Consider the following 24,997-nt stretch of genomic DNA (forward strand, 5'->3'; position numbering starts at 1 on the left):
GCGGCATCCGTCCATCGTTCGAATTACCCACGTTTAACAGCCCTTATCCACCGATCGTCGGTCGTCACGTTTCGCAATAATGATCTCAATGGGAAGCGGTGTGTTGCCGGTCCGTCAGTCCGTATACCTCATCGGGGGTCCAGCTTGAACATTCGTAAATTTATCGGTGCTACCAGTCGCGACGCACTGCGTCTCGTGCGCGAAGCGCTGGGTGCCGACGCGGTCGTGCTGTCCAATCGAACGATGGACGACGGCAGCGTCGAAATCGTCGCCCTGGCCGACAGCGACCTCGCGGCAATCACGCCGAAGGCTCCGCGCGCAGACGCGAGCGCAGCGCAATTCGCATCGACGAATGCAGCGGCTGCGCAACCCGCGCCGAGTGCGCTGAATGCGCCGCGCGCAATGTCCGCCGCGCAGCCGATGCAGGCCAATCCGTACGCGAGCGGCATGCCGGACGTGTTCTCGTCGGTGTTCGGCGCGAGCCCGGAAGCCGGCACCGAAACGACGGGCAGCTTCGCCGACTCAGCGCTGGCCGCGAGTCACGATGCACAGCCCGCTGCGAAGGTCGTTCCGAGCGCGGCCATGAGTGCCGCGATGAATGCAGCCAAGGCGTCGGCCGGCCAGGCCGACTCGCGCAAGACCGCATTGCCGGGTGCCCCGGGCATGGCCACGAAGCCCGCGTCGGCGCCGCAACCGCAACAGATTCACGTCGGACAGCCGAGCGCGCGCGCAGCCGCCGCTCGTTTGAACGAAGACATCCGCGCCGATCTGCTGAAGGCCGCCGGCGTGCCGTCCGGCTCTGCAGCACCGGCCTCGGACCTCCACGCGCCGCGTACGATGGCCGAATCGAATCCCTGGCTGATCGATCACGCTCGACGCATCGCCGCGGACCACGAGCCGCAGAGCGAATACAACACACGTCCGGGCGCGATGACGCCGGCCGCCGCGATGGCCAAGGGTCTTGGCGCTGCCGTGGAACCGGGCAAGGCCGCTGCGTCGCAGGCGGACAACACGCCTGATTGGGCCCGCGAAGCCGCGCAGGTTGCCGCACGGCGCGCCGCGCAGAAGGTCGCACCGACCACGCTGCCGCCGACCGACGACTCGCGCACGCCTGCTGCCGTCGCTGAAGCGATCAAGGCGCGCATGGAGCAGGTCGTCAAAGAAACCGTGATGAACGAGCTTTCTTCGATGCGCGGCATGATGGAAGAACAGTTCGCCGGGCTCATGTGGGGCGATCGTCAGCGCCGGAATCCGGCACACGCGTCGCTCACCAAGCATCTCTTCGCCGCTGGCTTTTCCGCGCAGCTCGTGCAGATGATGGTCGCGAACCTGCCCGACGAAGTCGACAACATGGACGACGGCATGGACTGGGTGCGCTCGGTGCTCGCATCGAATCTGCCGGTCATGGAAGATGAAGACACGTTGATGGAACGCGGCGGCGTCTTTGCGCTGATGGGCCCGACGGGCGTCGGCAAGACGACGACCACCGCAAAACTCGCGGCGCGCTGCGTGATGCGTTTCGGCGCCAGCAAAGTGGCGCTGCTCACCACCGACAGTTACCGGATCGGCGGCCACGAACAGTTGCGCATCTTCGGCAAGATTCTCGGCGTGTCGGTTCATGCAGTGAAAGACAGCGCCGACCTGCAACTCGCGCTCTCCGAATTACGCAACAAGCACATTGTGCTGATCGACACGATCGGTATGAGCCAGCGCGATCGCCTTGTTTCCGAGCAGATCGCGATGCTGAGCCGTGCGGGCCAGCCCGTGCAACGCCTGTTGCTGCTCAACGCAACGAGCCACGGCGACACGCTCAATGAAGTCGTGCAGGCCTATCAGCGCGGACCGGATCAACAGCCGCTCGCCGGCTGCATTCTGACCAAGCTCGACGAGGCGACCAACCTGGGCGGCGTGCTCGATACGGTGATCCGCTACAAGCTGCCGGTGCACTACGTGTCGACCGGTCAGAAAGTGCCGGAGAACCTGTACGTCGCGACCAAACGTTTTCTGATCAAGAGCGCGTTCTGCATTCCGCGCGATCACTCGCCATTCGTGCCGCATGACGACGATGTTCCGGCATTGCTGTCCGCGCTGTCCGCGCGCTCGACGGCCGAATTGCACGAGGTCCGCTTTGGATAAGCTCGTCTCCGATCAGGCAGAAGGACTGCGGCGCCTTCTCGCGCGGAGCGGCTCGCGCGTGATTGCGGTGACGGGCGGCTCACTTGGCGCCGGCTGTACGGCGACAGTGATGAACCTTGCGGTGGCGCTTGCGCAGCAGGGGAAAGATGTGCTCGTGATCGACGAGTGCGTGGGCGACAAGTCAGTGAGCGCGATGCTCGGCAGCGTGCGCGGCGCGGGCAACTTTGCCGCCGTCATGCGCGGCGAGATGACGCTCGACGAAGCCGCTTTGCGGCACGCGCTCGGCTTCTCGGTGCTCGCCGCTTCACGTGCGCATCGCGAAGGCTATAGCGCGGCGCAGTTCAGCGTGGTGCTGGGCGGTTCGGCCGACATCGTGCTGATCGACGCGCAACTGGATCAGCAAGGGCACCTCTCGGCGCTCGCGATGCAGGCTCACGACGTGATGATCGTCACGCGCATGGCGGCACAGGCGATCACCGACGCGTATGCGTGCATGAAGCGCCTGCACTACGCGCATGCGATCGCGCAGTTTCGCGTGCTGGTGAATCACGTGCAGAGCGTGGAAGACGCGCGCACTGCTTTTGCAAACCTGGCCGGCGTGGCCGGGCGTTACCTCGCGGTGGCGCTGGAAGACGCCGGTTGCATTGCCGCGGATGCGCGGATGGCGCGAGCCGAGGAGTTGTCGCGTTGTGTCGTCGACGCATTTCCGTCGACACCGGCAGCGCGCGACTTCCGCCACCTCGCAGCCGAATTGCAGTACTGGCCGATGCGGCCAGCGATGTCGTCGCAAACGCCATGGATGGCGCCTGCGGCAGTTACAGCGGCGCAACACGCCGACCAACCGTCTGCGCAGCACGCCTGAGAGGCGGCACAAGGACAAGGGGAGCACGATGTATAACGCTCAGGGAAAGATTTCCCAAGCCGATGTTTTGACGAAGTACGCACCGCTGGTGCGTCGACTCGGCTTGCAGCTCGTTGCAAAAATGCCGGCCAGCGTCGATCTCGACGATCTGATTCAGGCGGGCATGATTGGCTTGCTGGATGCCGCGAGTCGCTACAAGGAAGATCAGGGTGCGCAGTTCGAAACCTACGCGAGCCAGCGGATTCGCGGCGCGATGCTGGACGAACTACGCAGCAACGACTGGTTGCCGCGTAGCTTGCGGCGCACGTCGCGAGAAGTGGAGACGGCGGTGCACAAGGTGGAGCAGAATCTGGGCCGCTCGGCGAGCGAAACCGAGATTGCCGAACACCTGGACATGCCACTCGACGAGTATCAGTCGATGTTGCAGGATCTCCACGGAAGCCAGTTGATCTACTACGAAGACTTCGACCGTTCTGCGGACGACGAACCGTTTCTCGACCGCTACTGTGTCGATCATTCGGACCCGCTTTCCGCCTTGCTCGACGACAGTCTGCGCTCGGCGCTGGTCGAGGCGATCGACCGCTTGCCGGAACGCGAGAAGTTGCTGATGTCGCTCTACTACGAGCGCGGCATGAACCTGCGTGAAATCGGCGCGGTGATGGAAGTCAGCGAGTCGCGCGTGTGTCAGTTGCACAGCCAGGCGGTAGCGCGTTTGCGCACGCGCTTGCGCGAGATGGCGTGGGCGAATGCCGAGGCAACCTGAGCGGCTTGCCTCGTGAGCTAACGCTCAGCGGGGCAATGAGTTGTGAAGCGAGGGCGTTACCCGCGCCTTCCGTCATGCGTCCGCCATTTCATGTTCGGCCGCGAGCGCGAGAAAAGCGGAACGCGACATGCCACGCGCCTGCGCGTATTCGTCGATTTCATGCACCAGCGCTTCGGGCAACGAAATGTTGATGCGTACCGCCTTTTTCAGCGCGGGAATATTCCGGGTTGTCACGAAACCCCACGTGAAACCCGCGTAGTCAGGATTACGCCGATGCTCGTCTAGTGTCAGCCTTTCGGGAATCGGCAAGCCTTCATCGAGCAGCGTATCCAGATGCGCCTCGATCGCTTCTTTCGCGTTCGCGTACGCTTCTTCCAGCGAATCTCCCGCCGAGTGACAGCCCGGAATATCCGGCACGACGACGCCGAGCGCGTGCTGTGCGTCGCCTGCCTCGATTGCGATCGGGAAGATCAGATTTTTCATTTCAGCCCTGCCTGTTTCAAGATGCTGTTCAGCGTGCCGGCCGGCAGATCCTTCCTGGGATGAGGGATGGTCACGAGCCCGGCTTTGAATGCGTGCCGAAAATGATGGTGGCTGACCGATATGCGGACGAGCCGCCAGCCGTTCGCCTGAATAAGTTTGACGACTTCGGCACTGTTCATATTGCACTCCTCGAATCACACACGATTACACACTCTCGCTAGATGAAGTTAGCTTCCGCTTGCCGCGATGCGTCGGCACGCCCGCTAGCAGCGGAAAACTTCGTTAGGGAAAAGAGGAGATTTGATCGTGCGCGACGGATTCGCGCCTCCTGCCGAATGGCTGCGGCGGGCGGGGAGCGAAGGGCGAGGAGATAGAAAACAAAAAGGGCTCGTCGAGACGACGAACCCTTCTGTTCACGCGAGGCTGCTTGAGCCGGCTGCGTTGCTGCGGCGAGCTAGCCACGCATCACGAAGTTGCGGGCGAGTCAGGCGTTGGTGTCAAACGCCGCAAAGCAATGCGAGGCCTGTATCGCGATATAAGCAGCATTCAGGGTAGCGAGCAGGAGACGCTGAAGCTGAGTGCCAGCGTCACCCGGCATCACACCGCTGCGCGCGCCGGAATGCGTCCGTCCGGGCCATAGAAGTTGGCCTTTTGCGGCAACGCTACCTGCAACGCCGTGAGCGCCCGCTGGTTGTAATCCATGCGCACGCGAATCAGTTCACCGTTGCTCGTGTTGAAGCGGCGCGCTCGCTCGGCCGCTTTTTGCAGCAGCGACCACTGTTCGGCGAGCCGCTCGTCGGTGCTGGCCGCGAGTTCCATGCCGGCCCAACCGCCCGGAAAACCCATGCCGGCGAGCAGTTCGTCGCGGCGGGTTTCGAGCTGCGCGAGCTCGCCGATCAGTTCGGTTTTCTTGTCGATGACCGGCGGCAGCAGTTCAACCGGCGACAAGGCAGTCAATGCCTTCGTCTCCAGCGTCAAAACGGAGGCGAACGCCTCGACGGCGGAATACTCTTCGATGAGGGTGGCAAGCAGGGCGTCTTTCATCTCAACAACTCGCTGAAAACGACGGCTCGCGGACGATCCGCGAGTCGGGTTTGTCGAACGCCGCCCGGCCATTCACCGTACTTCGATGCGTCGATTAATTGCCGGTCGACGGGGTTTTGCTTTGCAACAGTTCGCGTGCGGTGCTCAGCACGCCGTCGGCGATCTTGCCCGAGTCGATCTGCAGCGTGCCGTCCTTGATGGCCTGCTTGATCGACTCGACATGCGCCGTATCGATGTCGGCCGAGCCGGACGCCGCGAGGCTGCGCAGGTGCTGCGACAGACCCGACAGGCTGACGCTGGCGTCGCCCGAACCGCTGGGAGTGGCTTGCGAGGCGGTGCTCGCGGTCTGCGCGCCGGTGTTGGCCGTCGCCGCGTCGCTTTGGTGCGAGCGGGACACGCCGTCTTTCAACGTCGGCAGATTCGAATTGGTTTTGGAATCGACTTTCACGATTGGCTTCCTGAACGATTTGATCCTGATAACGGCAGGCGTCGATCAAAACTTTAGCGCAATCGCTGCTGCTTTTCCCTTGTCTGTCAATACGATCCGGCCCTGAAACGGCGGACGCATGCGGATCGGCCGCCAGCCAGGAAAGCCCGCGGCTCACAGTTGAATCTCCACGGTCGCGCCGTCCTTGACGATGCCCGAGATAACCTGACCGTTGGGCGTCTTCACGCGGACCTGCTGACCCGGCGACGCATTGTTCATCGCGCTGCCTTCCGACGAAATCGCGAATCCTTCACCGGCGGCGACGACGCGTACCGTTTGTCCGATCGACACAGCCGACGCGCTCTTGAGCATATCGCGGCGCAGCGGCATGCCTGCGGAAACGCGTGTCAACGTGACAGAGCCGACGGCTTGCGACGGGTCCGTCACGATCGCTTGCGGCAAGCCCGTCAGATCTCCCTCGCGCGCGACGAGGTCGGCGGCCGTGAGCACTTCGCCGGGCGACATCGCGCGGCCGGCGAGATAGTAGGTGGCATGCAGCGAGATGCGCGCCTGCAGATAGATGGTCCACGGACGCTGGCCCGCGCAACGCACGCCGACGGTTACGCGGCCCCACAGGCGAGCGCCGCTTGGCATGAACGGCTCCAGCACCATGCAGGCCGCGAGACCGCGTGGAAACGCGGGTGCGACGGTGATGTCCACTTTCCCCGGCAGTCCCGCCGACTGCTGCTGCAGGAACGCGAGCGCGGTCGTGCGGATCGCTTCAGAGTCTTGCTGGCCGGGCAGCGGCTCGGGCTGCGCCGGCGCGGCTGCACGCTGATTCTGCTGTGCGGGTGCCGGTGCGGGTGCCGGTGCCGCCGCGATGGGCCGCGTCGCGGCCACGCGCGCCGTCGGCGACGCCGCAGCGGCACGAGTTGAATTGGCGGGCGCGTTCGAACGCGCCGGGATCAGCTTGCCGTCCGCGCCGAGTTGCGGCGGCTCGCCGCGCGAAGCGAGCGTGTCGATCGAGTCGGTTGCCGATGCTCCCAATGCTTGCGACGCCGCAGCCGCTGCGCGACCCGTCACGCTGGTCGGCGCGTTGGCCGCCACCGGCTGAACGCCAGCGGCCTGACGCACGCCGTTCGCTTGCAGCGCCGGTGTCACGACGACCGGAACGACACGGCGCGAGGCCGGCATCTCATCGACGCTGGTTGCGCTCGTTGCGTTCGTCGCGGCAGAACCGGCACGGCCCGGCGCCGGAATGGTCACGACGCCGTTCGCGTCGGGCTTGAAACTGGTGCGGATCATTTGCGGCGCGGCCGGCGCTTCGCCCGAGCCCGCGATGACGATCGAGCCGCTTGCATTGGCGGCACGGCTGAAAGGATCGGCGTCGCGCGCGGTCGAACCGCGCGTCAGCGACTGTGCGGTTGCGGCGGCGAGGGTCGCCGCAGACCCGGCGCGTTTCGCGGGTGCTGCCTGCATGTGCTCGGCAAGCTCGGTGAGTGCCGCTGGATCCTTTTCGTTCGGACCGGCAATCACGATGGGACCGTCCGCCTCGCCCGCGTTCGCGGCATTGGCGATCAACATAGCGGCGGCAGGCGCGCAAAGCACGGCGGCGCCGGCACCGGGCACGCCCAGCGACGAACTCAACAGGAGCCGCGCGGCGACGCGCAGCGCAGCCGCACACAGGCGATGCGCCGCCGCGCGTTGCGCGCGGTGCGTCGGATCGAAAGTGTGCTGGTCCATTGCGGTTCTCCATCGAATGCATTTGGTACGCCTTGCATTCTATTGAGAGCCCCCTTCGCGCAAACGTTGAATAGAAGCCCCCTTTCCCGGTTATTCGTCCGATTGCTGCTTGCACTCGGCCCATAAGATGCACCTCATGCAAAAAGGTCTTCCCGTCTGATGCAGTCCTCACGCGAGGCGCACGGGAAGCCTCGGGACCGTACTCCGGAGATTCTTATGCTGGACAAACTCGATGCCGAATTCGCCTTTGGACGTGAAGCGCTCGATGTGCGCGCTTATCGCCAGGAGCTCCTGTCGTCGAATATCGCCAATGCCGACACGCCCGGCTACAAGGCGCGCGACGTCAACTTCGCTTCGTCGCTCGCGGGCGCGCTGAAAAAGACCGGTGTGGCCGCGCATACGGCGTCGAACACCGCGACGCTGCCGATGGCGCAGCCGGCCGGCGTGACGAGCGGAATGTCGATGGCGTCGACCACGCCGGGCCACATGTCCGGCAAGTCGACGCTGAGCGCGGCGGGCGGCAGGCCCGACGACTACGGCAACCTGCAATACCGCGTTCCGACGCAGCCCGCGCTCGACGGCAACACGGTCGACATCGACACCGAGCGCGTTCAGTTCGCGGACAACACGCTGCACTTCGAATCTGGCATGACGATGCTGTCGAGCCAGATCAAGGCGATGTTGTCGGCGATCCAGTCGGGCTCGTAACCGGGTAACGGTCTGCACGCAAAGAAACACGCAGTACGCAAGAACAATCGCTACGGGAACTAACTTGAAGCCGGATCGAACCGGCGGGAAAGGTCAGCAAACATGCCTTCTTTGATGAACATATTTGGTGTTGCAGGCTCCGCGATGTCCGCGCAGTCGCAACGGCTCAACGTGACGGCGTCGAATCTCGCCAACGCGGACAGCACCACCGGCCCGGACGGCCAGCCGTACAAGGCCAAGCAGGTCGTGTTCGGCGTTGCGCCGCTCGGCGGCGCGCGCAGCGGCTCAGGCCAGCAGGTTGGCGGCGTGCAGGTCACCGGCGTGGTCGACGACCCGACGCCGATGAAAACCGCCTACGACCCCGGCAATCCGGCGGCCAACGCTGACGGCTATGTGACGCTGCCCAACGTCGACCCGGTGCAGGAAATGGTGAACATGATTTCGGCGTCGCGCTCGTACCAGGCCAACGTCGAGACCCTGAACACCGCCAAGACCCTGATGCTGAAAACGCTCACGATCGGAACCTGAGGAGAGCCCCTTGACTACTGGCACCACCATCGGCAACAACGGCACGACCGTGTCGCAAACGCTGCTCGATACGATGAACGGCACGAACAGTGCCTCGGGCTCGAGCAGTTCGACGGGCAGCACATCCGGCACGTCGGGCACTTCGGCGACCGATCTGCAAAACACCTTTTTGAGCCTGCTCGTCGCGCAGCTGAAGAACCAGGATCCGACCAATCCGATGGACAGCTCGCAGATGACCTCGCAGCTCGCCCAGATCAACACCGTGTCGGGCATCAGCCAGTTGAACACGACGTTGAGCTCGCTCGCGACGCAGATGTCGGCGGGTCAGCAGTCGCAAGCGGCGCTGCTGATCGGCTCGACCGTGCTCGCGCCGGGCAACTCCGTGTCGGTCGCGAGCGGCAAGGCAGGCGCGTTCGGCGTGCAACTCGCGAACTCGGTGAGCGACCTGCAGGTCGTCGTGAAGAACTCGGCAGGCCAGATCGTCAACACGATCGACCTCGGCAAGCAGTCGGCGGGCACGATTCCGGTGGGCTGGACGCCGACCGACTCGGCCGGCAATGCGCTGCCCGACGGCACGTACACGATCAGCGCGGTCGGCACGATCAACGGTCAGCAAGCGACGGCCACCACGCTCGCAGGCGCAACGGTGCAAAGCGTCGTCATGCAGAACAACGGTACGCCGGGCCTCGTGCTCTCGAACGGCTCGACTGTCGGGCTGACCAGCGTGGCCGCGATCCTCTAATTCGATTCAGTCAGTTACGACTTTCCAGACACGGAGACCGTCATGGGTTACCAACAAGGTTTGAGTGGTTTGTCCGCATCGTCGAGCGATCTCGACGTGATCGGCAACAACATTGCCAACGCGAATACGGTTGGCTTCAAGAGCGGCGCAGCGCAATTCGCCGACATGTACGCCAATTCGGTGGCGACGGCTGTCGGCAACCAGGTCGGTATCGGCACCAAGCTCGCGCAGGTGCAGCAGCAGTTCTCGCAAGGCACGATCACCAGCACGAACCAGGCACTCGACGTCGCCATCAACGGCAACGGCTTTTTCCAGCTGTCGAACAACGGTTCGCTCGTGTACTCGCGCAACGGCGTGTTCCAGCTCGACAAGAACGGCTTCATCACGAACTCGCAAGGCCTGCAACTGATGGGCTACGCGGCCAACAGCTCGGGCATCATCAATACTGCGCAGACCGTGCCGCTTAGCGTGCCGACCGCGAACATCGCGCCGAAGGCGACGACCAACATCGCAGCCGGTCTGAACCTGAATGCGCAAGATCCGCTGATGCTCGGCACGCCGAAGGTGACGGCAGGAGGCACCAACTCCGGCACGCTGAGCACGACCGGCGCGACGATCACCAACACGGCGTCGGGAACGAACAACGACAACTACACCGTCTCGTTCACCAGCGCGACGGGTTACACGGTGACCGACACCACGCTCGGCACGTCGACGACCGGCACGTACACGGCCGGCTCGCCGATTTCGCTCGGCAACGGCCAGACGATCACGTTCAACGGCGTGCCGGCGACGGGCGACAGCTATAGCGTCACGCCGACTCCCGTGGCGTTCAACCAGAACAGTTCGACGACGTACAACTACTCGACGAGCACCACGGTGTACGACACGCTCGGCGGCTCGCAGACGGTCAACATGTACTTTGCCAAGACGGCCGCCGGCACGTGGGACGTGTATGCCGGCGTCTCCACCGGCACTGCGGCGCTCGTCGGCCATGCGAACTTCAACTCGTCGGGCACGCTGCTCGGCACGACCGACGCTTCCGGCGCGGCGACTGCCACGCCGTTCGTCTTCAACTTCTCGGTGCCGACCACCGACGGTTCGGCGACGCCTCAGAAACTGACGCTGAATATTGGCGGCACCACGCAGTACGGCGGCAAGGACGGCGTGAATTCGCTGCAGCCCGACGGCTATCCGGCCGGCACGCTGACGAGCTTCAGCATCGGCGCTGACGGCACGCTGACCGGCAACTATTCGAACCAGCAGACGGCTGCGCTCGGCCAGATCGCGCTCGCGAACTTCGCGAACCAGAACGGCCTCGTGAACCTCGGCAATAACGAATTCCAGCAGACCGACGCATCGGGCGCCGCGCAGATTTCGGCGCCGGGCTCGACCAATCACGGCGTGCTGCAAGGCGGCGCCGTGGAAAACTCGAACGTCGATCTGACGAGCCAGCTCGTGGACCTGATCACCGCGCAACGCAACTATCAGGCGAACGCGCAGACGATCAAGACGCAGCAGACCGTCGACCAGACGCTCATCAACCTGTAAGCGAGCAGGACGGACCCATCATGGATCGGCTGATCTACACCGCGATGTCGGGCAGCACGCAAGCGCTCGAACAGCAGGCAATCGTTGCGAACAACCTCGCGAACGCATCGACCACTGGTTTTCGCGCGCAGTTGGCGACTTTCCGCGCCGTGCCGATGGCGTTCGGCGACGGCAGTTCGATCAACGACAACACCACGCGCACTTTCGTGCTGTCGTCGACGCCGGGCGCGGACTACACGCCCGGCCCGATCCAGCAGACGGGCAATCCTCTCGATGTCGCTATCGAAGGTCCGGGCTGGCTATCGGTGCAGACCACTGACGGCGGCGAGGCGTACACGCGTGCCGGCAATCTGCACATCGACCAGAACGGCCAGCTGGTGAACGCCACGAATCAGGTGGTGCTCGGCAACGGCGGGCCGGTCTCGGTGCCGCCGGGTGCGCAGATCACCATCGGTCGGGACGGCACCGTGTCGGCGCTCACACCGGGCGATCCGCCGACCGCCGTGGTGACGGTCGATCAACTGAAGCTGGTCAACCCCGATCCGAAAACCATGACGCGCGGTGACGACGGCCTCTTTCGCACCGCCGACGGCAATCCCGCCGACGCCGATCCGGCCGTGACGGTCGCGCCTGCATCGCTCGAAGGGAGCAACGTGAATCCGGTCAGCGCGATGGTCTCGATGATCACGAACGCGCGCCAGTTCCAGATGCAGACCAAGCTGCTGGAAAGCGCCGACAAGAACGATCAGTCGGCTAACCAGTTGCTCAGCTTTAGCTAACGGCCGCCGGCTTGTGCCGGCCCGCCACCATGTTGCATGGGACCAGAGTAAGTGCCTTGCATGGAACCGGAGGCACTCCGGTCGACATAGGAGAAGGAATATGAATCGCTCGCTGTATATCGCCGCCACCGGCATGAATGCGCAACAGGCGCAGATGGACGTCATCTCGAACAACCTCGCGAACGTCAGCACCAACGGCTTCAAGGGATCGCGCGCAGTGTTCGAGGATCTGCTGTATCAGACCGTCCGCCAGCCCGGCGCGAACTCGACGCAGCAAACGGAATTGCCCTCGGGCATCCAGCTCGGCACCGGCGTGCAACAGGTCGCCACCGAGCGTCTGTACACGCAGGGCAACCTGCAGCAGACCGGCAACTCGAAAGACGTCGCCATTAACGGCCAGGGCTTTTTCCAGGTGCAGATGCCCGACGGCACGACCGCCTATACGCGCGACGGCTCGTTTCAAACCAACGCGCAAGGCCAGCTCGTGACGTCGAGCGGCTATCAGGTGATCCCGGCCATCACCGTGCCGAACAACGCGACCTCGCTCACCATCGGCAGCGACGGCGTGGTGTCGATCACCGTCGCCGGCTCGACCAACAGCCAGCAGCTCGGCTCGATGCAGGTCGCCACCTTCATTAACCCGGCCGGTCTGGACGCGAAGGGCGAGAACCTGTTCGCAGAAACGGCGTCGTCGGGTGCGCCTAACGTCGCACAGCCTGGCCTGAACGGCGCGGGCACGCTCAATCAGGGCTACGTCGAAGCATCGAACGTGAACGTGGTGCAGGAACTGGTGAACATGATCCAGACGCAACGTGCTTACGAAATCAACAGCAAGGCCGTGACGACGTCCGACCAGATGCTGCAGACGCTCAGCCAGATGCAAGTCTGACGCTGAAGTCACTGGTAATTAACAGGCTGTAAATCAGGCGGTAATCAAGATGTCGCACTTCACTCGTAATCCGGTTCATTCGCGTACTGCCGTCGCGCTCGCGCAGCTCACGCTGCTCGTCGCGCTCGGCGGTTGCGGCCTCGTGCCGAAGCAGCCGATCACGCAGCAGCCGATGACGGCGCTGCCGCCGATGCCGCCGCAAGCGCAGTCGCCCGGCTCGATCTACAACCCGGGTTACGCGGGCCGGCCGTTGTTCGAAGATCAGCGTCCGCGCAATGTCGGCGACATCCTGACCATCGTGATCCAGGAAAACGTCAACGCGACGAAGTCCTCGGGTGCCAATGCAAACCGCTCGGGCAGTACCAACCTTGCGGTGCCGACGGCGGGCTTCCTTGCCGGACTGTTCGGCAAGGCGAATCTGAGCGCCAAGGGTGGGAACGTGTTCAGCGGCACCGGCGGTGCCAACGCGTCGAACACATTCAACGGCACGATCACTGTGACGGTGACCGGTGTGCTGCCGAACGGCAATCTGATGGTAAGCGGTGAAAAGCAGATGCTCATCAATCAGGGCAACGAGTTCGTGCGCTTCTCGGGCGTGGTGAATCCGAACACGATCTCCAGTCTGAACGCCGTGTACTCCACGCAGGTGGCCGACGCAAAGATCGAGTATTCGGCAAAAGGCTATCTCGACGAGGCCGAAAACATGGGCTGGCTGCAGCGCTTCTTCCTCAACGTGTCGCCGTGGTGATCATGGGTACTGTTTCTTTCCGCTTTCTCGCGCGAGCCGGCCGCATCGGCCGGGCGCTGGCTTTCGTCGCGCTCGCCTGCGCGGCGCTGCCGGCGGCGACGCCCGCGCACGCCGAGCGCCTGAAGGATCTCGTGCAGATCCAGGGCGTTCGTGACAATCCGCTGATCGGCTACGGCCTCGTCGTCGGTCTCGACGGCACGGGCGACCAGACCACGCAGACCCCGTTCACCACGCAGACGCTCGCCAACATGCTGGCGAACCTCGGCATCTCGATCAACAACCAGGCCGCCGGTTCGAGCAACTCGCAATCGTCGCTGTCGAACGTTCAGTTGAAGAACGTTGCCGCGGTGATGGTGACGGCGGTGCTGCCGCCGTTCGCACGCCCCGGTGAACAGATCGACGTGACCGTGTCCTCGCTCGGCAATGCGAAGAGCCTGCGCGGCGGCACGCTTCTGCTCACGCCGCTCAAGGGCGCGGACGGCCAGGTGTACGCACTCGGCCAGGGCAATCTCGCCGTTGGCGGCGCCGGCGCGAGCGCCAACGGCAGCAAGGTGCAGGTCAATACACTTGCTGCCGGCCGTATCGCCGGCGGCGCGATCGTCGAACGCTCGGTGCCGACGTCGGTGTCGCAAGCCGGCACGATGCAGCTCGACCTGAACGAAATGGACTACGACACGACGCAACGCGTGGTGGCGGCAGTGAACAACGCGTTCGGCGGCGGCACGGCCACGGCGCTCGACGGCCGCACGATTCAACTGCGCGCGCCGACCGATCCCGAACAGCAGGTCGCCTTCATGGCGCAACTGCAGAATCTCGACGTGAAGCCGGCGCAGGCCGCAGCGAAGGTGATCCTGAACGCGCGCACCGGCTCGATCGTCATGAACCAGATGGTCACGCTGCAGAACTGCGCGGTCGCGCACGGCAACCTGTCGGTCGTGATCAATACGCAGCCGGTGGTGAGCCAGCCCGGCGCGTTCTCGAACGGCCAGACGGTGGTGGCGAAGCAGTCGCAGATTCAGGTGAAGCAGGACAACGGCGCGCTCAAGCTAGTGACCGCCGGCGCGAACCTCGCCGACGTGGTGAAGGCGCTCAACGCATTGGGTGCGACGCCCGCGGATCTGATGTCGATCCTGCAGGCCATGAAAGCGGCGGGCTCTTTGCGCGCCGACCTGGAAATCATCTAAGGACGACAGCAGATGAATTCGGATACGACCAATTCCGCCGCCGCGGCGAACGATCTTAGCCAGCGCTTCGCGCTGGACGTGCAGGGTTTCGCGAAGCTGAGCGCGCAGGCGAAGGCGTCGCCGCAAGCAGGCATGAAGGTAGCCGCGCAGCAGTTCGACGCGGTCTTCACGCAGATGATGCTGAAGAGCATGCGCGATGCGACGCCGCAGGACGGCCCGTTCGACTCGCACGACAGCGCGACGTTTACGTCGATGATGGATCAGCAGTTGTCGCAGCAGATGTCGCAGAAGGGCATCGGTGTGGCAGATGCGATGCTCAAGCAGTTGATGCGCAACCAGGGCATGCAAGTGAGCGGCCCGAACGGAGCAGGCGGCGCGGGCGGACTGGCCGGCATGGCCAACGCGCTCGGCGGCGGCAGCGGCGGCGACGAAGGCCAGACTGCGGCGCTCAACGCGCTCGCCAAGGCCTACGGCAATGCGCAAGCAAACGGCCAGCTCGCGATGGGCAAAGGCTACTCGGCCAACAGCGCGCTGACGCCGCCGTTGAAGGGTGACGGCAGCTCGCCGAAGGTCGACGCTTTCGTCGACAAGCTCGCGGCTCCCGCGCAGGCCGCCAGCGCGGCGACCGGCATTCCGGCGCGCTTCATCATCGGCCAGGCGGCGCTGGAATCGGGCTGGGGCAAGAGCGAAATCAAAAAGGCTGACGGCAGCACGAGCCACAACGTATTCGGCATCAAGGCGACCAAGGACTGGACCGGCAAGACGGTGTCCACGCTTACCACCGAGTATGTGAACGGCAAGCCGCAGCGCGTGGTCGAGAAATTCCGCGCATACGATTCGTATCAGGAAGCCATGACCGACTACGCGAGCATGCTGAAGGGCAATCCGCGTTACGCGCAGGTCATCAATTCCGCGCACGACGTGAAGGGTTTTGCGACCGGCATGCAGCGCGCCGGTTATGCAACGGATCCGCATTACGCGAAGAAACTGATGTCCATCATGCAAAAGATGGGCTGAGCGGCGTGATTTCGACCGGTCGGCGCGGATTGACCGCGAGAAGCGGTTTTGCGGGGCGCGCCGAACAACAGACGTACAAGCCACAAACACGCGACAAACACGCAACAAACACGCGGCGAAAAAACGGCGGGTGATTCAAAGACGCGTTATCGGCGAGTTACCGGGGCTTTAACGTTTGCGCGCGATTATTCTAAATTTATTATTAGTCGCCCCTAAATTTTGGCTCGATACTGCCGCTAATCCGTTAGACCCCATACCGGAAGCGTTCATGTCCGGTTGAATGTGCGTGCCGCGGCCGGGAATGAGAGACCGCGTGAAAGCCCCGTCAGGAGCTCTGGCACGTACCCGCAAGAACATGCATACCGGCAAGCCCATGGAAACCAATCAGTCGAACGGCCAAACCGACACGCTTCAGCCGCACGTTCCGCTGGACGACAGTGCACTCGATTTTGGCCGCCGCAATCCGCTCGAAATCGGCGTTCAATTGCGCAACCTCGTCAATCGGGGCGATTTTCTTACCGTTCAATATGCCGGCGGCCAGCTCGTTACGCGCCTGCTCGACGTCGACGTGCGCGGACGCACCTTCACGTTCGACTGGGGCGCGCTGTCCGATCAAAACCGCGGTCTGCTTGCGGCGTCCAGCTGTCAGTTCCACGCGGCGCCCGAGGGCGTGCGCATGGAGTTCGTCACCAGCACGCCGCGCGAAACGCGTTACGAGGGAATGCCGGCATTCGAAGCCGACTTTCCGGAAGTGCTGTACTACGTGCAACGCCGCGAGTATTTCCGCGTCGACGCACCGATTCTCGATCCGTACGTGTGCAGCGGTCGTCTGCCGGAAGGCGATTCGTTCCGTTTCGAGGTGCATGACCTCTCGCTGGGCGGCGTCGGCATGCGCACTTCCGACGAACGCGTCGCCGAACTGCCCATGGGCACGCGTCTCGACGATTGCGAATTGTCGCTCGGCGGATTGGGCCGCCTCTCGCTCGATCTGCAACTCGTGTCGCATCGCTCGCTCGCGCTGCCGAACGGCACCCAGCGTTATCAGCTCGGTTTCCGTTTTCTGACGTTGCCAGGCAACGCGGAGAACACGCTGCAGCGTCTCATCACGCAACTCGAAATGAAGCGCCGTTCGCTGGTTCGCTGACAGCGCGCGGACCAGACATGACGCGCCGGCGAAGGCCCGGCGCATTGGCCTCGCAAACGTTGAAACAAACTCTCGCAAGCGTCGTGAATGGCCTCAATTTTCCGTCGCGAAAGCCGTTAAACACTAAGTTCAAGTAACGCGGCGGCATGTGTGGTGTCGCCCTTCAGGATGACGCATGTCCAATCTCATCAATCTCGGCCTCAGCGGACTGAATGCAGCCCAGTGGGGACTCACGACGACCGGCCAGAACATCAGCAACGCGTCGACGCCCGGCTATACCATTGAAACGCCGGTCTTCGCGGAAACGGGTGGGCAATACACGGGTTCCGGCTATCTGCCGCACGGCGTTTCGACCGTCACGGTGACTCGCCAATACAGCCAGTATCTGACGACCCAGCTCAATAACGCGCAGTCGTCCAGCAGCTCGCTCGCGACCTACAACACGCTGATCTCGCAACTGAACAATCTGATCGGCAGCCCGACTGCCGGTATTGCCAGCGCGGTCACGAGTTATTTCACGGGCATGCAGAACGTCTCGAACAATGCTTCGAGCCTCGCCACGCGCCAAACGGCGATGAGCGGCGCGCAGACACTCGCGAACCAGATCAATGCCGCGGGCCAGCAATACGACGCGCTGCGCCAGAGCGTCAACACGCAACTGAGCAACACCGTTTCGCAGATCAACAGCTACACGCAGCAGATCGCGCAGTTGAACGGTCAGATTTCCGCCGCGAGCACGCAAGGCCAGCCGCCGAACCAGTTGCTCGATCAGCGCGATCTCGCCGTGTCGAATCTGTCGCAACTGATCGGCGTGCAGGTGGTGAACAGCAATGGCAGCTATGGCGTCTTCATGAGCAATGGCCAGCCGCTCGTGTCGGGCGGCAACAGCTTCAATCTGGGCACCACGCCTTCGACGGGCGACTCCAGCGAATTGTCCGTGCAGTATCTCGGCCAGGCCGGCGCAAACCCTGCCGCCGCGCCGCAGGATTTGCCCGACAGCAAGATCGAGGGCGGCACGCTCGGCGGTCTCGTCGCATTCCGCAGCCAGACGCTCGATCCGGCAGAAGCGCAACTCGGCGCGATTGCGGTGAGCTTCGCCTCGCAGGTCAATGCGCAGAACGCGCTCGGCATCACGCTCGCGGGCGTGAAGGGCGGCGCCCTGTTCTCGGTGGGCGGCCCGACCGTCTATGCGAACACGCAGAACACCGGCAATGCGTCGCTCAACGTGTCGTTCGCAAATCCTGCACAGCCGACCACGGGCGACTACACGCTCGCCTTCAACGGCACCACCTATACGTTGACCGACAATTCGACGGGTGGCGTGGTGGGCTCGGCGACGAATCTGAGCCAGCCGATCAACGGCCTGAACTTTTCGACCACGGGCACGATGAACGCCGGTGACTCGTTCACGGTTCAGCCGACTCGCGGCGCGCTGAACAGCTTTGCAACTGCGACGACGGACGCCTCGGCGATCGCGGCCGCAGCGCCGGTACTCGGCGCGGCAGCGTCGACCAACACCGGCACCGGCGCCATCACGAAGGGCACGGTCGCGGCGGGCTACACGATGCCGAACTCGACGACCACGCTGACGTACGACGGCACTGGTCTCACCGGCTTCCCGGTCGGCTCGACGGTGACCGTGGCGGGCTCGCCGGCGACCACTTATTCGATCACGAGCGCGACGACCGTCGTGCCGTATTCGTCGAGCAACGGCGCGAGTCTGACGATCAACAACACGACCGCCGGCCAGATGAACAAGGTGTCGGTGACGATCAGCGGCGTGCCCGCTGCCGGCGACAAGTTCACCATCGGGCCGAACACCGGCGCGAACAACGACGGCCGCAACGCGCTTGCACTGTCGAACCTGTCGACGGCGAAATCGATGGACGGCGGCACGGTCACGCTGACGGGCGCGTACGCGAACTACGTCAACGACATCGGCAACCAGACGAATCAGATTCAGACTTCGAGCACGGCGCAGGCTTCGCTGGTAACGCAGATCACCACGGCGCAGCAGTCCGTCTCGGGCGTCAACATCAACGAGGAAGCAGCCAATCTGCTTCAGTATCAGCAGCTCTATCAGGCGAACAGCAAGGTCATTCAGACTGCGCAGACCCTGTTCCAGACGCTGCTCGGCATCTTCCAGTGAGGCGTTGAACATGCGCATCTCCAGCACGCAGTACTTCACCATGAACGTGGCGACGATGAGCGATCAGCAAGCTCAGTTGTCACAGCTTTACGCGCAGATTTCGAGCGGCGTGAGCCTTGCGACGCCGTCGGACAATCCGCTCGGCGCGGCGCAGGCCGTGCAGTTGAGTTCGACCGCGACGAGCCTCGCGCAGTACACGAGCAACCAGAACACGGCGCTTGCGTCGCTGCAGCTCGAAGACACGACGCTCAGCAGCGTCAACGACGTGCTGCAAAGTATCCACACGCTCGTGTTGCGCGCCGGCGACGGTTCGCTCAACAACGGCGACCGCGGCTCCATCGCGACGCAACTGCAAAGCTTGCGCAGCCAGTTGATAACGCTCGGGAACTCGACGGACCCGCAGGGCAACTACATGTTCGCCGGCTATCAAAGCAGCGCACAGCCGTACACGACGAGTTCGGCCGGCGTGGTCACGTATTCGGGCGACACCGGCACGCCTGCGGTGCAGATCACCGACTCGCACGTCGTGCAGACCGGCGACACCGGCATTTCGATCTTCAGCAGTGTCGCGCCTATCGGCACGAGCGCGGTGCCGGCGGCGACCACGGGCAACACGGGTACGGGTGTCATCAGCACCGTAAGCCTGAACAACCCGACCGATCCGACGAACGCCGACAAATACGCGATCAACTTTACGTCGTCGACGACTTACACCGTGAGCCAGACGAATCCGGCGACCGGCGCGGTTACGACGAGCGCACCGCAAGCCTTCACGGCAGGTACGGCGATCACGCTCGGCGGCCAGTCGGTGACGATCAGCGGCGCGCCGAACGCGGGCGACAGCTTCTCGGTGACGCCCGCGACCCAAGGCAGCATGGATGTGTTCGCGAACCTGAGCCAGTTGATCAGCACGCTGCAATCGCCGATCTCGGGCGGTGCGTCGACCGCGAGCTTCCAGAGCGCGCTCACCACCAGCATGACGCAGCTCGAGAACACGATGAACAACATCACGACCGCGCAAGCGACTGTGGGCGGCCGCTCGCAGGAGGTCAAGGCATTGCAGGCGGTCACGCAGACCAATACGCTGCAAACGGCCAGCAACCTGTCGGACCTGACGCAGACAGACCTGATCAAAACGGTCGGCAAATACACGCTGGCGCAGAACGCGTTGCAAGCAGCACAACAGGCGTTCGTGAAGATCCAGAATATGTCGCTGTTTCAGTACCTGAACTGATAGAGCTTCTGCTCGATTAGTTTCGATAGGCAAGCGCGGTAACCGGGGGACTGGTTACCGCGCTTTTGTTTTTTTGGGGCGTGAGAAGTATGCGAGACGCATGCTCTATTAACAGATTCAACGCGGAGCACCGCTAGCACCAGTCGCGCATCCAAACGAAAAAAGCCGACATCAACTGTCGGCTTCAAAGTCACTTCTAACGGCGAGCGGGCAACGGCCCAAATTCCCCCGCTACCTGAATCCCAGCGCGACCCGCCCCATCTGGTCGATGCCCACCGCGAAGAGGCGCCCGAAGAACGGAATCATGTTCGGAATCATCAACTGCAAAAGCAGCATACCGATCAGCATGGTGAGCGGAAAGCCGATCTGAAACACGCCGATCTGCGGCGCCGCGCGGTTGAGAATGCCGAGCGCGAGGTTGGTGATCAGCAGGGCGGCGACGACCGGCAGAGAGAGCAGCAGTCCCGCTGAAAAAATCGTGCTGCCGAAATTAGCGAGCGTGCGCCAGCCCGGCGAGCCGAGAATATTTGCCGACACGGGCAGCGAATTGAACGACGCGAGCAGGGCGCTGACCATCTGAAGATGACCGTCGATCACGAGGAACACGAGCATCGCGATCGTGTTCATGTAGCTCGACAGCACCTGGCTCGAGCTGCTCGCCAGCGCGTCGAAGAAGGTGGCGAAGCCGAGGCCCATGCCGAGGCCGACGAAGTCGCCGGTCGCGCTGATCGCCTGAAACACGATCTGCATGGTCATGCCGAGCGCGATACCGATCAGAAACTGGTTGACGATGATCCACACACCTTCCGCGGAAAACACGGTGACTTGCGGCAGCGCGCCGAGCGTGGGCGCGACGATGATCGTCACGAAAGCCGCCAGGCCGATCTTCACGCGCAGCGGCAACGAGCGGTTGCCGAGCACAGGCGCGGTCGCGACGAGCGCGAGAATCCGCACGAACGGCCAAAGAAACGCGGTGAGCCAGGCGTTCAGTTGCGCGTAGGTGACGGAAAACATGGCGGCGGCGAGGCTCGATGCAGGGAGAAAATCGCGTCGCTCAGTTGACGAGCGTCGGAATGTTGGTAAGCGTCTGGCGCAGGTAGTCGAGCATGGTGGTGAGCATCCACGGACCGGCGATCACCATGGTGACCGCGATAGCGAGCAGCTTCGGAATGAACGACAGCGTTGATTCGTTGATCTGCGTGGCAGCCTGGAAAAGGCTCACCACCAGGCCGACCACCAGCGCCACAAGAAGAAGCGGCGCGGCGAGCAGCAGGCCGACGTACATGGCCTGGTGCGCGAGTGTCATGACGGATTCTTGATTCATGGCGATTCAACCGGAAACTGGCACAACGTTGAAAACAGGGACTATCGAGCGAGCACGCTCAGACAAAGCTCTGCGCAAGAGAGCCGAGCAGCAGTTGCCAGCCGTCGACGAGCACGAACAGCATCAGCTTGAACGGCAGTGAAATCGTTGCGGGCGAAACCATCATCATGCCCATCGACATCAGCACGCTCGCCACCACCATGTCGATGATGAGAAACGGAATGAAGATTGTGAAGCCGATCTGGAAGCCGGTCTTCAGTTCGCTAGTAACGAACGAAGGCACGAGCAGCGACAGCGGCACATCTTCCGGGCCTTGCATCGGCGCGGCGTGCGAGATGCGCGCGAACAGTGCGAGATCGCTTTCGCGCGTCTGACGCAGCATGAACGTCTTGAACGGAGCGAGGCCGCGGCTTACCGCCGTCTCCATCGGAACAGTACCTTCGGAGAAGGGCTTGTAGCCGTCGGTGTAAGCCTTATCGAGCACTGGCGACATCACGAACAGCGTAAGAAAGAGCGCAAGACCGACGAGCACCTGGTTAGGCGGCGTGGTCGTCGTGCCGAGCGCCTGGCGCAGCAACGACAACACGATGATGATGCGCGTGAAGCTCGTCATCATCAGCACCATCGCAGGCAGGAACGACAGCATCGTGAGCAGCAGCATCGTCTGCACGCTCAGCGAATACGTGGTGCCGCCGTTCGGGCCCGGGCTCGTGTTGAAGGCTGGCAAGCCGGCGGTTTGCGCGAACGAAAGCGTCGGCAACGCGAGCAATGCCGCGGGCACAACCAGCGACGCGACGGGCGCGGCGCGATGCAAACCGCGAAGCACTGCGGAGGCGGCGCGCGAGGTGCGGGTGGAGGGCGCGCCAGGCGCCGATTGAAGACTGAACTGCATTACCGAACCCCGTTGCCTTGCCCGTTGAAACGTTTGCTCACTTCGCCTTTCAAGGCGTCGCGAAAGCGCTGGCCGAAGCTGCCTGGCAATCCAGTGCTGCCCGCCGCGCTGCTGCTGCCCGTTGCGCCAGGCGTGCCCGCCTGGGTATTGCCGATCGTGTCGACGGCGACCGATCCCGCCGGCATCGTATGAAGCAGACGCACGTTGCCGGGCGCAGCGCCGAGCACGAGCCACGTATCGCCGATCTCGACCACCGCCACGCGCTCCTTACCGCCGAGCGACGCGCCGCCAATTGTCTTCACCAGTCCGCTGCGGCTGCCCGGCTGCAAGCCGAAGCGGCGCGCAAGCCACGCGCATCCGAACACCAGACCGATCACCACGACGAGGCCGACGATCGTCTGCAATACCGCGCCGACGCCAAGCGCCGGAACCGCAGTGCCCGCGCCGACGCTCGACGCCATCTTCGCTGCGTTATTGACCGCGTTCATGTCGGCTGCGTGTGCAGCGAACGGTGCGCAGAACGACGCCGTTGCCGACAGCGCTGCGCCGATTGCGCGGGAGATGACGCGACGCGACGCAGGGAACACGGCGCGGCGGACTGCGGTTTTCATCGATTCAACTTCCGGATACGTTCTGACGGCGTAATGATGTCGGTCAGGCGAATACCGAACTTGTCGTTCACCACCACCACTTCACCCTGGGCGATCAGGCAGCCGTTGACGAGCACGTCCATCGGTTCGCCGGCCATGCCGTCCAGTTCCACCACCGAACCTTGCGCGAGTTGCAACAGGTTGCGGATCGCGAGCTTGGTGCGGCCGAGTTCGACGGTCATCTGGACAGGAATGTCCAGAATCATTTCGATGTCGTTGCGCGTCGAGGTCGACGCGACTTTCGACAGCGGCTGGAACACGCCGGCCGTGCTGGCGCTGATTTCGCTCGGGTTGTCGTTCTGCTCGGCGAGCGCGCTCGCCCAGTCGGCCAGCGCTGCTTCGTCTTCCGCGCTCGCCGCGTCGGCGGCCACTTGCGCGGCGGCGGCGGTCAGCTCATCCGCGGGCTTTGCGTTTAGATCACTCATATCCACCTTCCTTCATCGTGTCGGCTGCGCTGATCATCTTTTGCACGCGCAACGCGTATTGACCATTAAAAATTCCGTAGCCGCATTCCATCACCGGCACGCCGTCGACTTTGGCCGTGATGTGCTCGGGAATGTTGATCGGCAGAACATCGCCTTTGCGCATGTTCAGGATTTGTTCGAACGTAATCGGCACCTGCGCGAGGTCGGCCGTCAGTTCGACTTCCGCCGCCTGCACCTGCTGCGACAACACGCGGACCCAGCGGCGGTCGACTTCGAGCGCCTCGCCCTGAATCGGCGACGACAGAATGTCGCGGATCGGTTCGATCATCGAGTACGGCATGCAGATGTGCAGCGTGCCGCCCGTCGTGCCGAATTCGATCGAGAACTGCGTGACGATGACGATTTCGTTCGGCGTCGCGACGTTGGCGAACTGCGTGTGCATTTCCGAGCGCATGTACTCGAACTGCAGCGGACGCACGCTTTTCCACGACGCCGCGTAGTGTTCGAACGTCAGGTTGAGCAGCTTCATGATGATGCGCTGCTCGGTCTGCGTGAAATCGCGACCTTCGACACGCGTGTGAAAGCGTCCGTCGCCGCCGAACAGATTGTCGACCACGAAGAACACCAGGTTCGGGTCGAACACGAACAGCGACGTGCCGCGCAACGGCTTGACGTGGACCAGGTTCAGGTTGGTCGGGATCGGCAGGTTGCGGGTGAACTCGCTGTACTTCTGCACCTTCACCGGACCGACGGAGATTTCCGCCGAACGCCGCATGAAGTTGAAGATGCCGACGCGCAACAGGCGCGCAAAGCGGTCATTGATGATTTCGAGGCCGGGCATCCGGCCGCGGACGATGCGTTCCTGCGTCGCGATGTTGTAGGGACGTACGCCTACACGTTCGCTCTGCTCGGCTTCAGAGTCGGACTCGCCGGTTACGCCCTTGAGGAGGGCATCGACCTCCTCCTGGGACATGAACTCTTCGTGGCCCATTCCTTATTCCTCGTGCATACCGTGACGGTTGATGATGGCAGTGCGGGACAGCGTCACAACGACGTCACTGCACGACGAATTCGGTGAACAGCACGTCCTGGACATGGATCGGCGCGGCACCCTTGTCGGTCGGTTGCTCGATCAGCGTCCGCAGTTCGGTGGAAAGCGCGTGCTTGCCTTCGAGCGGAGCGAGTTCATCCGGATGATGGTTCGACAGCGCAAGCAGGATGCGGCTGCGGATTTCCGGCATGTGTTCGGTGAGTTCCTGCGGCGTCTTCGGATCGGTGAGCTTGAGCGTCAGGCCGATACGCAGGAAGTGCTGCTGGCCGTCGTCCGATTGCAGGTTGACCGTCATCGATTCGAGCGGGAAGAACGTCGGAGCGGGAGCCGGAGCCGGCGCAGCTGCGGTGGCGGCGGCCGGAGCGCGTTTGGACATGAAGAACCACACCCCTGCGCCGGCGCCACCGGCGGCGACGATAGCGATGAGGGCGATCAGGATGATGCGCTTCAAGGGGCCCGGAGACGCGGGCGCGGCTTGCTGATTTGCGGGAGTGGTAGCCATGAGGTTTGCTTGCTTGCCGTTA

Annotated in this window: 27 protein-coding genes; 15 read left to right on the forward strand and 12 right to left on the reverse strand. The window is 63.4% G+C overall.

The window, feature by feature from the left end; all coding sequences use genetic code 11:
- The first annotated feature begins 144 nt into the window (after nt 1-144).
- The 3 genes from flhF to SB753_RS21880 are packed head-to-tail and all read left to right on the forward strand — an operon-like array spanning nt 145 to nt 3,761.
- The gene (gene flhF, locus SB753_RS21870) at nt 145-2,136 is read left to right on the forward strand and encodes a flagellar biosynthesis protein FlhF (RefSeq protein ID WP_410801781.1); all 1,992 of its coding nucleotides are present in this window, start codon (nt 145-147) and stop codon (nt 2,134-2,136) included.
- A complete protein-coding gene (locus tag SB753_RS21875; RefSeq protein WP_408188221.1) occupies nt 2,129-2,998 on the forward strand; it encodes a MinD/ParA family protein in 870 nt (289 codons plus the stop codon). Before flhF ends, SB753_RS21875 begins: the two co-directional genes overlap by 8 nt.
- A gap of 28 nt (nt 2,999-3,026) precedes the next feature.
- Entirely contained in the window at nt 3,027-3,761 is a 735-nt protein-coding gene (locus SB753_RS21880; protein ID WP_020070741.1) for an RNA polymerase sigma factor FliA, read from the forward strand.
- A 72-nt stretch (nt 3,762-3,833) separates the two neighbouring features.
- Here the strand turns inward: SB753_RS21880 and SB753_RS21885 are convergent, their stop codons facing one another.
- From SB753_RS21885 to flgA, 5 genes are all read right to left on the reverse strand, one after another.
- Nucleotides 3,834-4,244, reverse strand: coding sequence for a type II toxin-antitoxin system HicB family antitoxin (locus SB753_RS21885; protein WP_410801784.1), 411 nt, complete (start codon nt 4,242-4,244; stop codon nt 3,834-3,836).
- Nucleotides 4,241-4,423 carry a type II toxin-antitoxin system HicA family toxin gene (locus tag SB753_RS21890; protein ID WP_408188220.1) on the reverse strand — a complete coding sequence of 61 codons (183 nt, stop codon included), beginning with the start codon at nt 4,421-4,423 and terminating at the stop codon, nt 4,241-4,243. The genes SB753_RS21885 and SB753_RS21890 overlap by 4 nt, the downstream gene beginning before the upstream one ends.
- A gap of 418 nt (nt 4,424-4,841) precedes the next feature.
- Nucleotides 4,842-5,288 (reverse strand): flagella synthesis protein FlgN, encoded by a 447-nt coding sequence (locus tag SB753_RS21895; protein ID WP_410801786.1) that lies wholly within the window; start codon nt 5,286-5,288, stop codon nt 4,842-4,844.
- Nucleotides 5,289-5,382: 94 nt separating this feature from the next.
- Nucleotides 5,383-5,736 carry a flagellar biosynthesis anti-sigma factor FlgM gene (flgM, locus tag SB753_RS21900; RefSeq protein WP_087754255.1) on the reverse strand — a complete coding sequence of 118 codons (354 nt, stop codon included), beginning with the start codon at nt 5,734-5,736 and terminating at the stop codon, nt 5,383-5,385.
- Nucleotides 5,737-5,889: 153 nt separating this feature from the next.
- Nucleotides 5,890-7,458 (reverse strand): flagellar basal body P-ring formation chaperone FlgA, encoded by a 1,569-nt coding sequence (gene flgA, locus SB753_RS21905; RefSeq protein ID WP_410801788.1) that lies wholly within the window; start codon nt 7,456-7,458, stop codon nt 5,890-5,892.
- Nucleotides 7,459-7,674: 216 nt separating this feature from the next.
- On the opposite strand from flgA, the gene flgB reads away from it, so the two are divergent.
- The 12 genes from flgB (at nt 7,675) to flgL (ending at nt 20,131) form a co-directional block, all read left to right on the forward strand.
- Nucleotides 7,675-8,166, forward strand: a complete 492-nt coding sequence (gene flgB, locus SB753_RS21910) for a flagellar basal body rod protein FlgB (RefSeq protein ID WP_410801790.1) — start codon at nt 7,675-7,677, stop codon at nt 8,164-8,166.
- Between the two features lie 102 nt (nt 8,167-8,268).
- Nucleotides 8,269-8,694: a flagellar basal body rod protein FlgC gene (flgC, locus tag SB753_RS21915; RefSeq protein ID WP_027805057.1), complete on the forward strand. Its 426-nt coding sequence runs from the start codon at nt 8,269-8,271 to the stop codon at nt 8,692-8,694.
- Nucleotides 8,695-8,704: 10 nt separating this feature from the next.
- On the forward strand, nt 8,705-9,436 hold the full coding sequence (flgD, locus tag SB753_RS21920; protein ID WP_310066047.1) for a flagellar hook assembly protein FlgD: 732 nt from the start codon (nt 8,705-8,707) through the stop codon (nt 9,434-9,436).
- A gap of 42 nt (nt 9,437-9,478) precedes the next feature.
- Nucleotides 9,479-10,987: a flagellar hook protein FlgE gene (locus SB753_RS21925; RefSeq protein WP_087752480.1), complete on the forward strand. Its 1,509-nt coding sequence runs from the start codon at nt 9,479-9,481 to the stop codon at nt 10,985-10,987.
- Nucleotides 10,988-11,007: 20 nt separating this feature from the next.
- Nucleotides 11,008-11,766: a flagellar basal-body rod protein FlgF gene (gene flgF, locus SB753_RS21930; protein ID WP_020070750.1), complete on the forward strand. Its 759-nt coding sequence runs from the start codon at nt 11,008-11,010 to the stop codon at nt 11,764-11,766.
- A gap of 100 nt (nt 11,767-11,866) precedes the next feature.
- The gene (gene flgG / locus SB753_RS21935; protein WP_020070751.1) at nt 11,867-12,655 is read left to right on the forward strand and encodes a flagellar basal-body rod protein FlgG; all 789 of its coding nucleotides are present in this window, start codon (nt 11,867-11,869) and stop codon (nt 12,653-12,655) included.
- A 49-nt stretch (nt 12,656-12,704) separates the two neighbouring features.
- The gene (gene flgH / locus SB753_RS21940) at nt 12,705-13,403 is read left to right on the forward strand and encodes a flagellar basal body L-ring protein FlgH (RefSeq protein ID WP_020070752.1); all 699 of its coding nucleotides are present in this window, start codon (nt 12,705-12,707) and stop codon (nt 13,401-13,403) included.
- A gap of 2 nt (nt 13,404-13,405) precedes the next feature.
- A complete protein-coding gene (locus tag SB753_RS21945) occupies nt 13,406-14,587 on the forward strand; it encodes a flagellar basal body P-ring protein FlgI (protein ID WP_027776978.1) in 1,182 nt (393 codons plus the stop codon).
- Between the two features lie 12 nt (nt 14,588-14,599).
- Complete coding sequence (gene flgJ, locus SB753_RS21950; RefSeq protein ID WP_020070754.1) at nt 14,600-15,604, forward strand: flagellar assembly peptidoglycan hydrolase FlgJ; 1,005 nt, start codon at nt 14,600-14,602, stop codon at nt 15,602-15,604.
- Nucleotides 15,605-15,977: 373 nt separating this feature from the next.
- Nucleotides 15,978-16,748, forward strand: coding sequence for a flagellar brake protein (locus tag SB753_RS21955; protein WP_027805058.1), 771 nt, complete (start codon nt 15,978-15,980; stop codon nt 16,746-16,748).
- Between the two features lie 175 nt (nt 16,749-16,923).
- Nucleotides 16,924-18,897, forward strand: a complete 1,974-nt coding sequence (flgK, locus tag SB753_RS21960) for a flagellar hook-associated protein FlgK (protein WP_408174325.1) — start codon at nt 16,924-16,926, stop codon at nt 18,895-18,897.
- A gap of 10 nt (nt 18,898-18,907) precedes the next feature.
- Complete coding sequence (flgL, locus tag SB753_RS21965) at nt 18,908-20,131, forward strand: flagellar hook-associated protein FlgL (RefSeq protein ID WP_020070757.1); 1,224 nt, start codon at nt 18,908-18,910, stop codon at nt 20,129-20,131.
- 231 nt (nt 20,132-20,362) lie between these two features.
- On the opposite strand, the gene fliR is transcribed toward flgL, so the two are convergent.
- From fliR to fliL, 7 genes are all read right to left on the reverse strand, one after another.
- Nucleotides 20,363-21,145, reverse strand: coding sequence for a flagellar biosynthetic protein FliR (gene fliR, locus SB753_RS21970; protein ID WP_410801794.1), 783 nt, complete (start codon nt 21,143-21,145; stop codon nt 20,363-20,365).
- A 40-nt stretch (nt 21,146-21,185) separates the two neighbouring features.
- A complete protein-coding gene (fliQ, locus tag SB753_RS21975; RefSeq protein WP_011490196.1) occupies nt 21,186-21,455 on the reverse strand; it encodes a flagellar biosynthesis protein FliQ in 270 nt (89 codons plus the stop codon).
- Between the two features lie 58 nt (nt 21,456-21,513).
- The gene (gene fliP / locus SB753_RS21980) at nt 21,514-22,347 is read right to left on the reverse strand and encodes a flagellar type III secretion system pore protein FliP (RefSeq protein WP_408197649.1); all 834 of its coding nucleotides are present in this window, start codon (nt 22,345-22,347) and stop codon (nt 21,514-21,516) included.
- Nucleotides 22,347-22,958, reverse strand: coding sequence for a flagellar biosynthetic protein FliO (gene fliO, locus SB753_RS21985; RefSeq protein ID WP_204522544.1), 612 nt, complete (start codon nt 22,956-22,958; stop codon nt 22,347-22,349). The genes fliP and fliO overlap by 1 nt, the downstream gene beginning before the upstream one ends.
- A complete protein-coding gene (fliN, locus tag SB753_RS21990) occupies nt 22,955-23,422 on the reverse strand; it encodes a flagellar motor switch protein FliN (RefSeq protein WP_087752476.1) in 468 nt (155 codons plus the stop codon). Before fliN ends, fliO begins: the two co-directional genes overlap by 4 nt.
- Nucleotides 23,415-24,413 carry a flagellar motor switch protein FliM gene (fliM, locus tag SB753_RS21995; RefSeq protein ID WP_020070762.1) on the reverse strand — a complete coding sequence of 333 codons (999 nt, stop codon included), beginning with the start codon at nt 24,411-24,413 and terminating at the stop codon, nt 23,415-23,417. Before fliM ends, fliN begins: the two co-directional genes overlap by 8 nt.
- Before the next feature lie 64 nt (nt 24,414-24,477).
- Nucleotides 24,478-24,975 (reverse strand): flagellar basal body-associated protein FliL, encoded by a 498-nt coding sequence (gene fliL, locus SB753_RS22000; protein WP_020070763.1) that lies wholly within the window; start codon nt 24,973-24,975, stop codon nt 24,478-24,480.
- Nucleotides 24,976-24,997 lie beyond the last annotated feature (22 nt).

This window comes from Paraburkholderia sp. SIMBA_053 (assembly GCF_046534895.1).
GTDB classification, from domain to species: domain Bacteria; phylum Pseudomonadota; class Gammaproteobacteria; order Burkholderiales; family Burkholderiaceae; genus Paraburkholderia; species Paraburkholderia caledonica.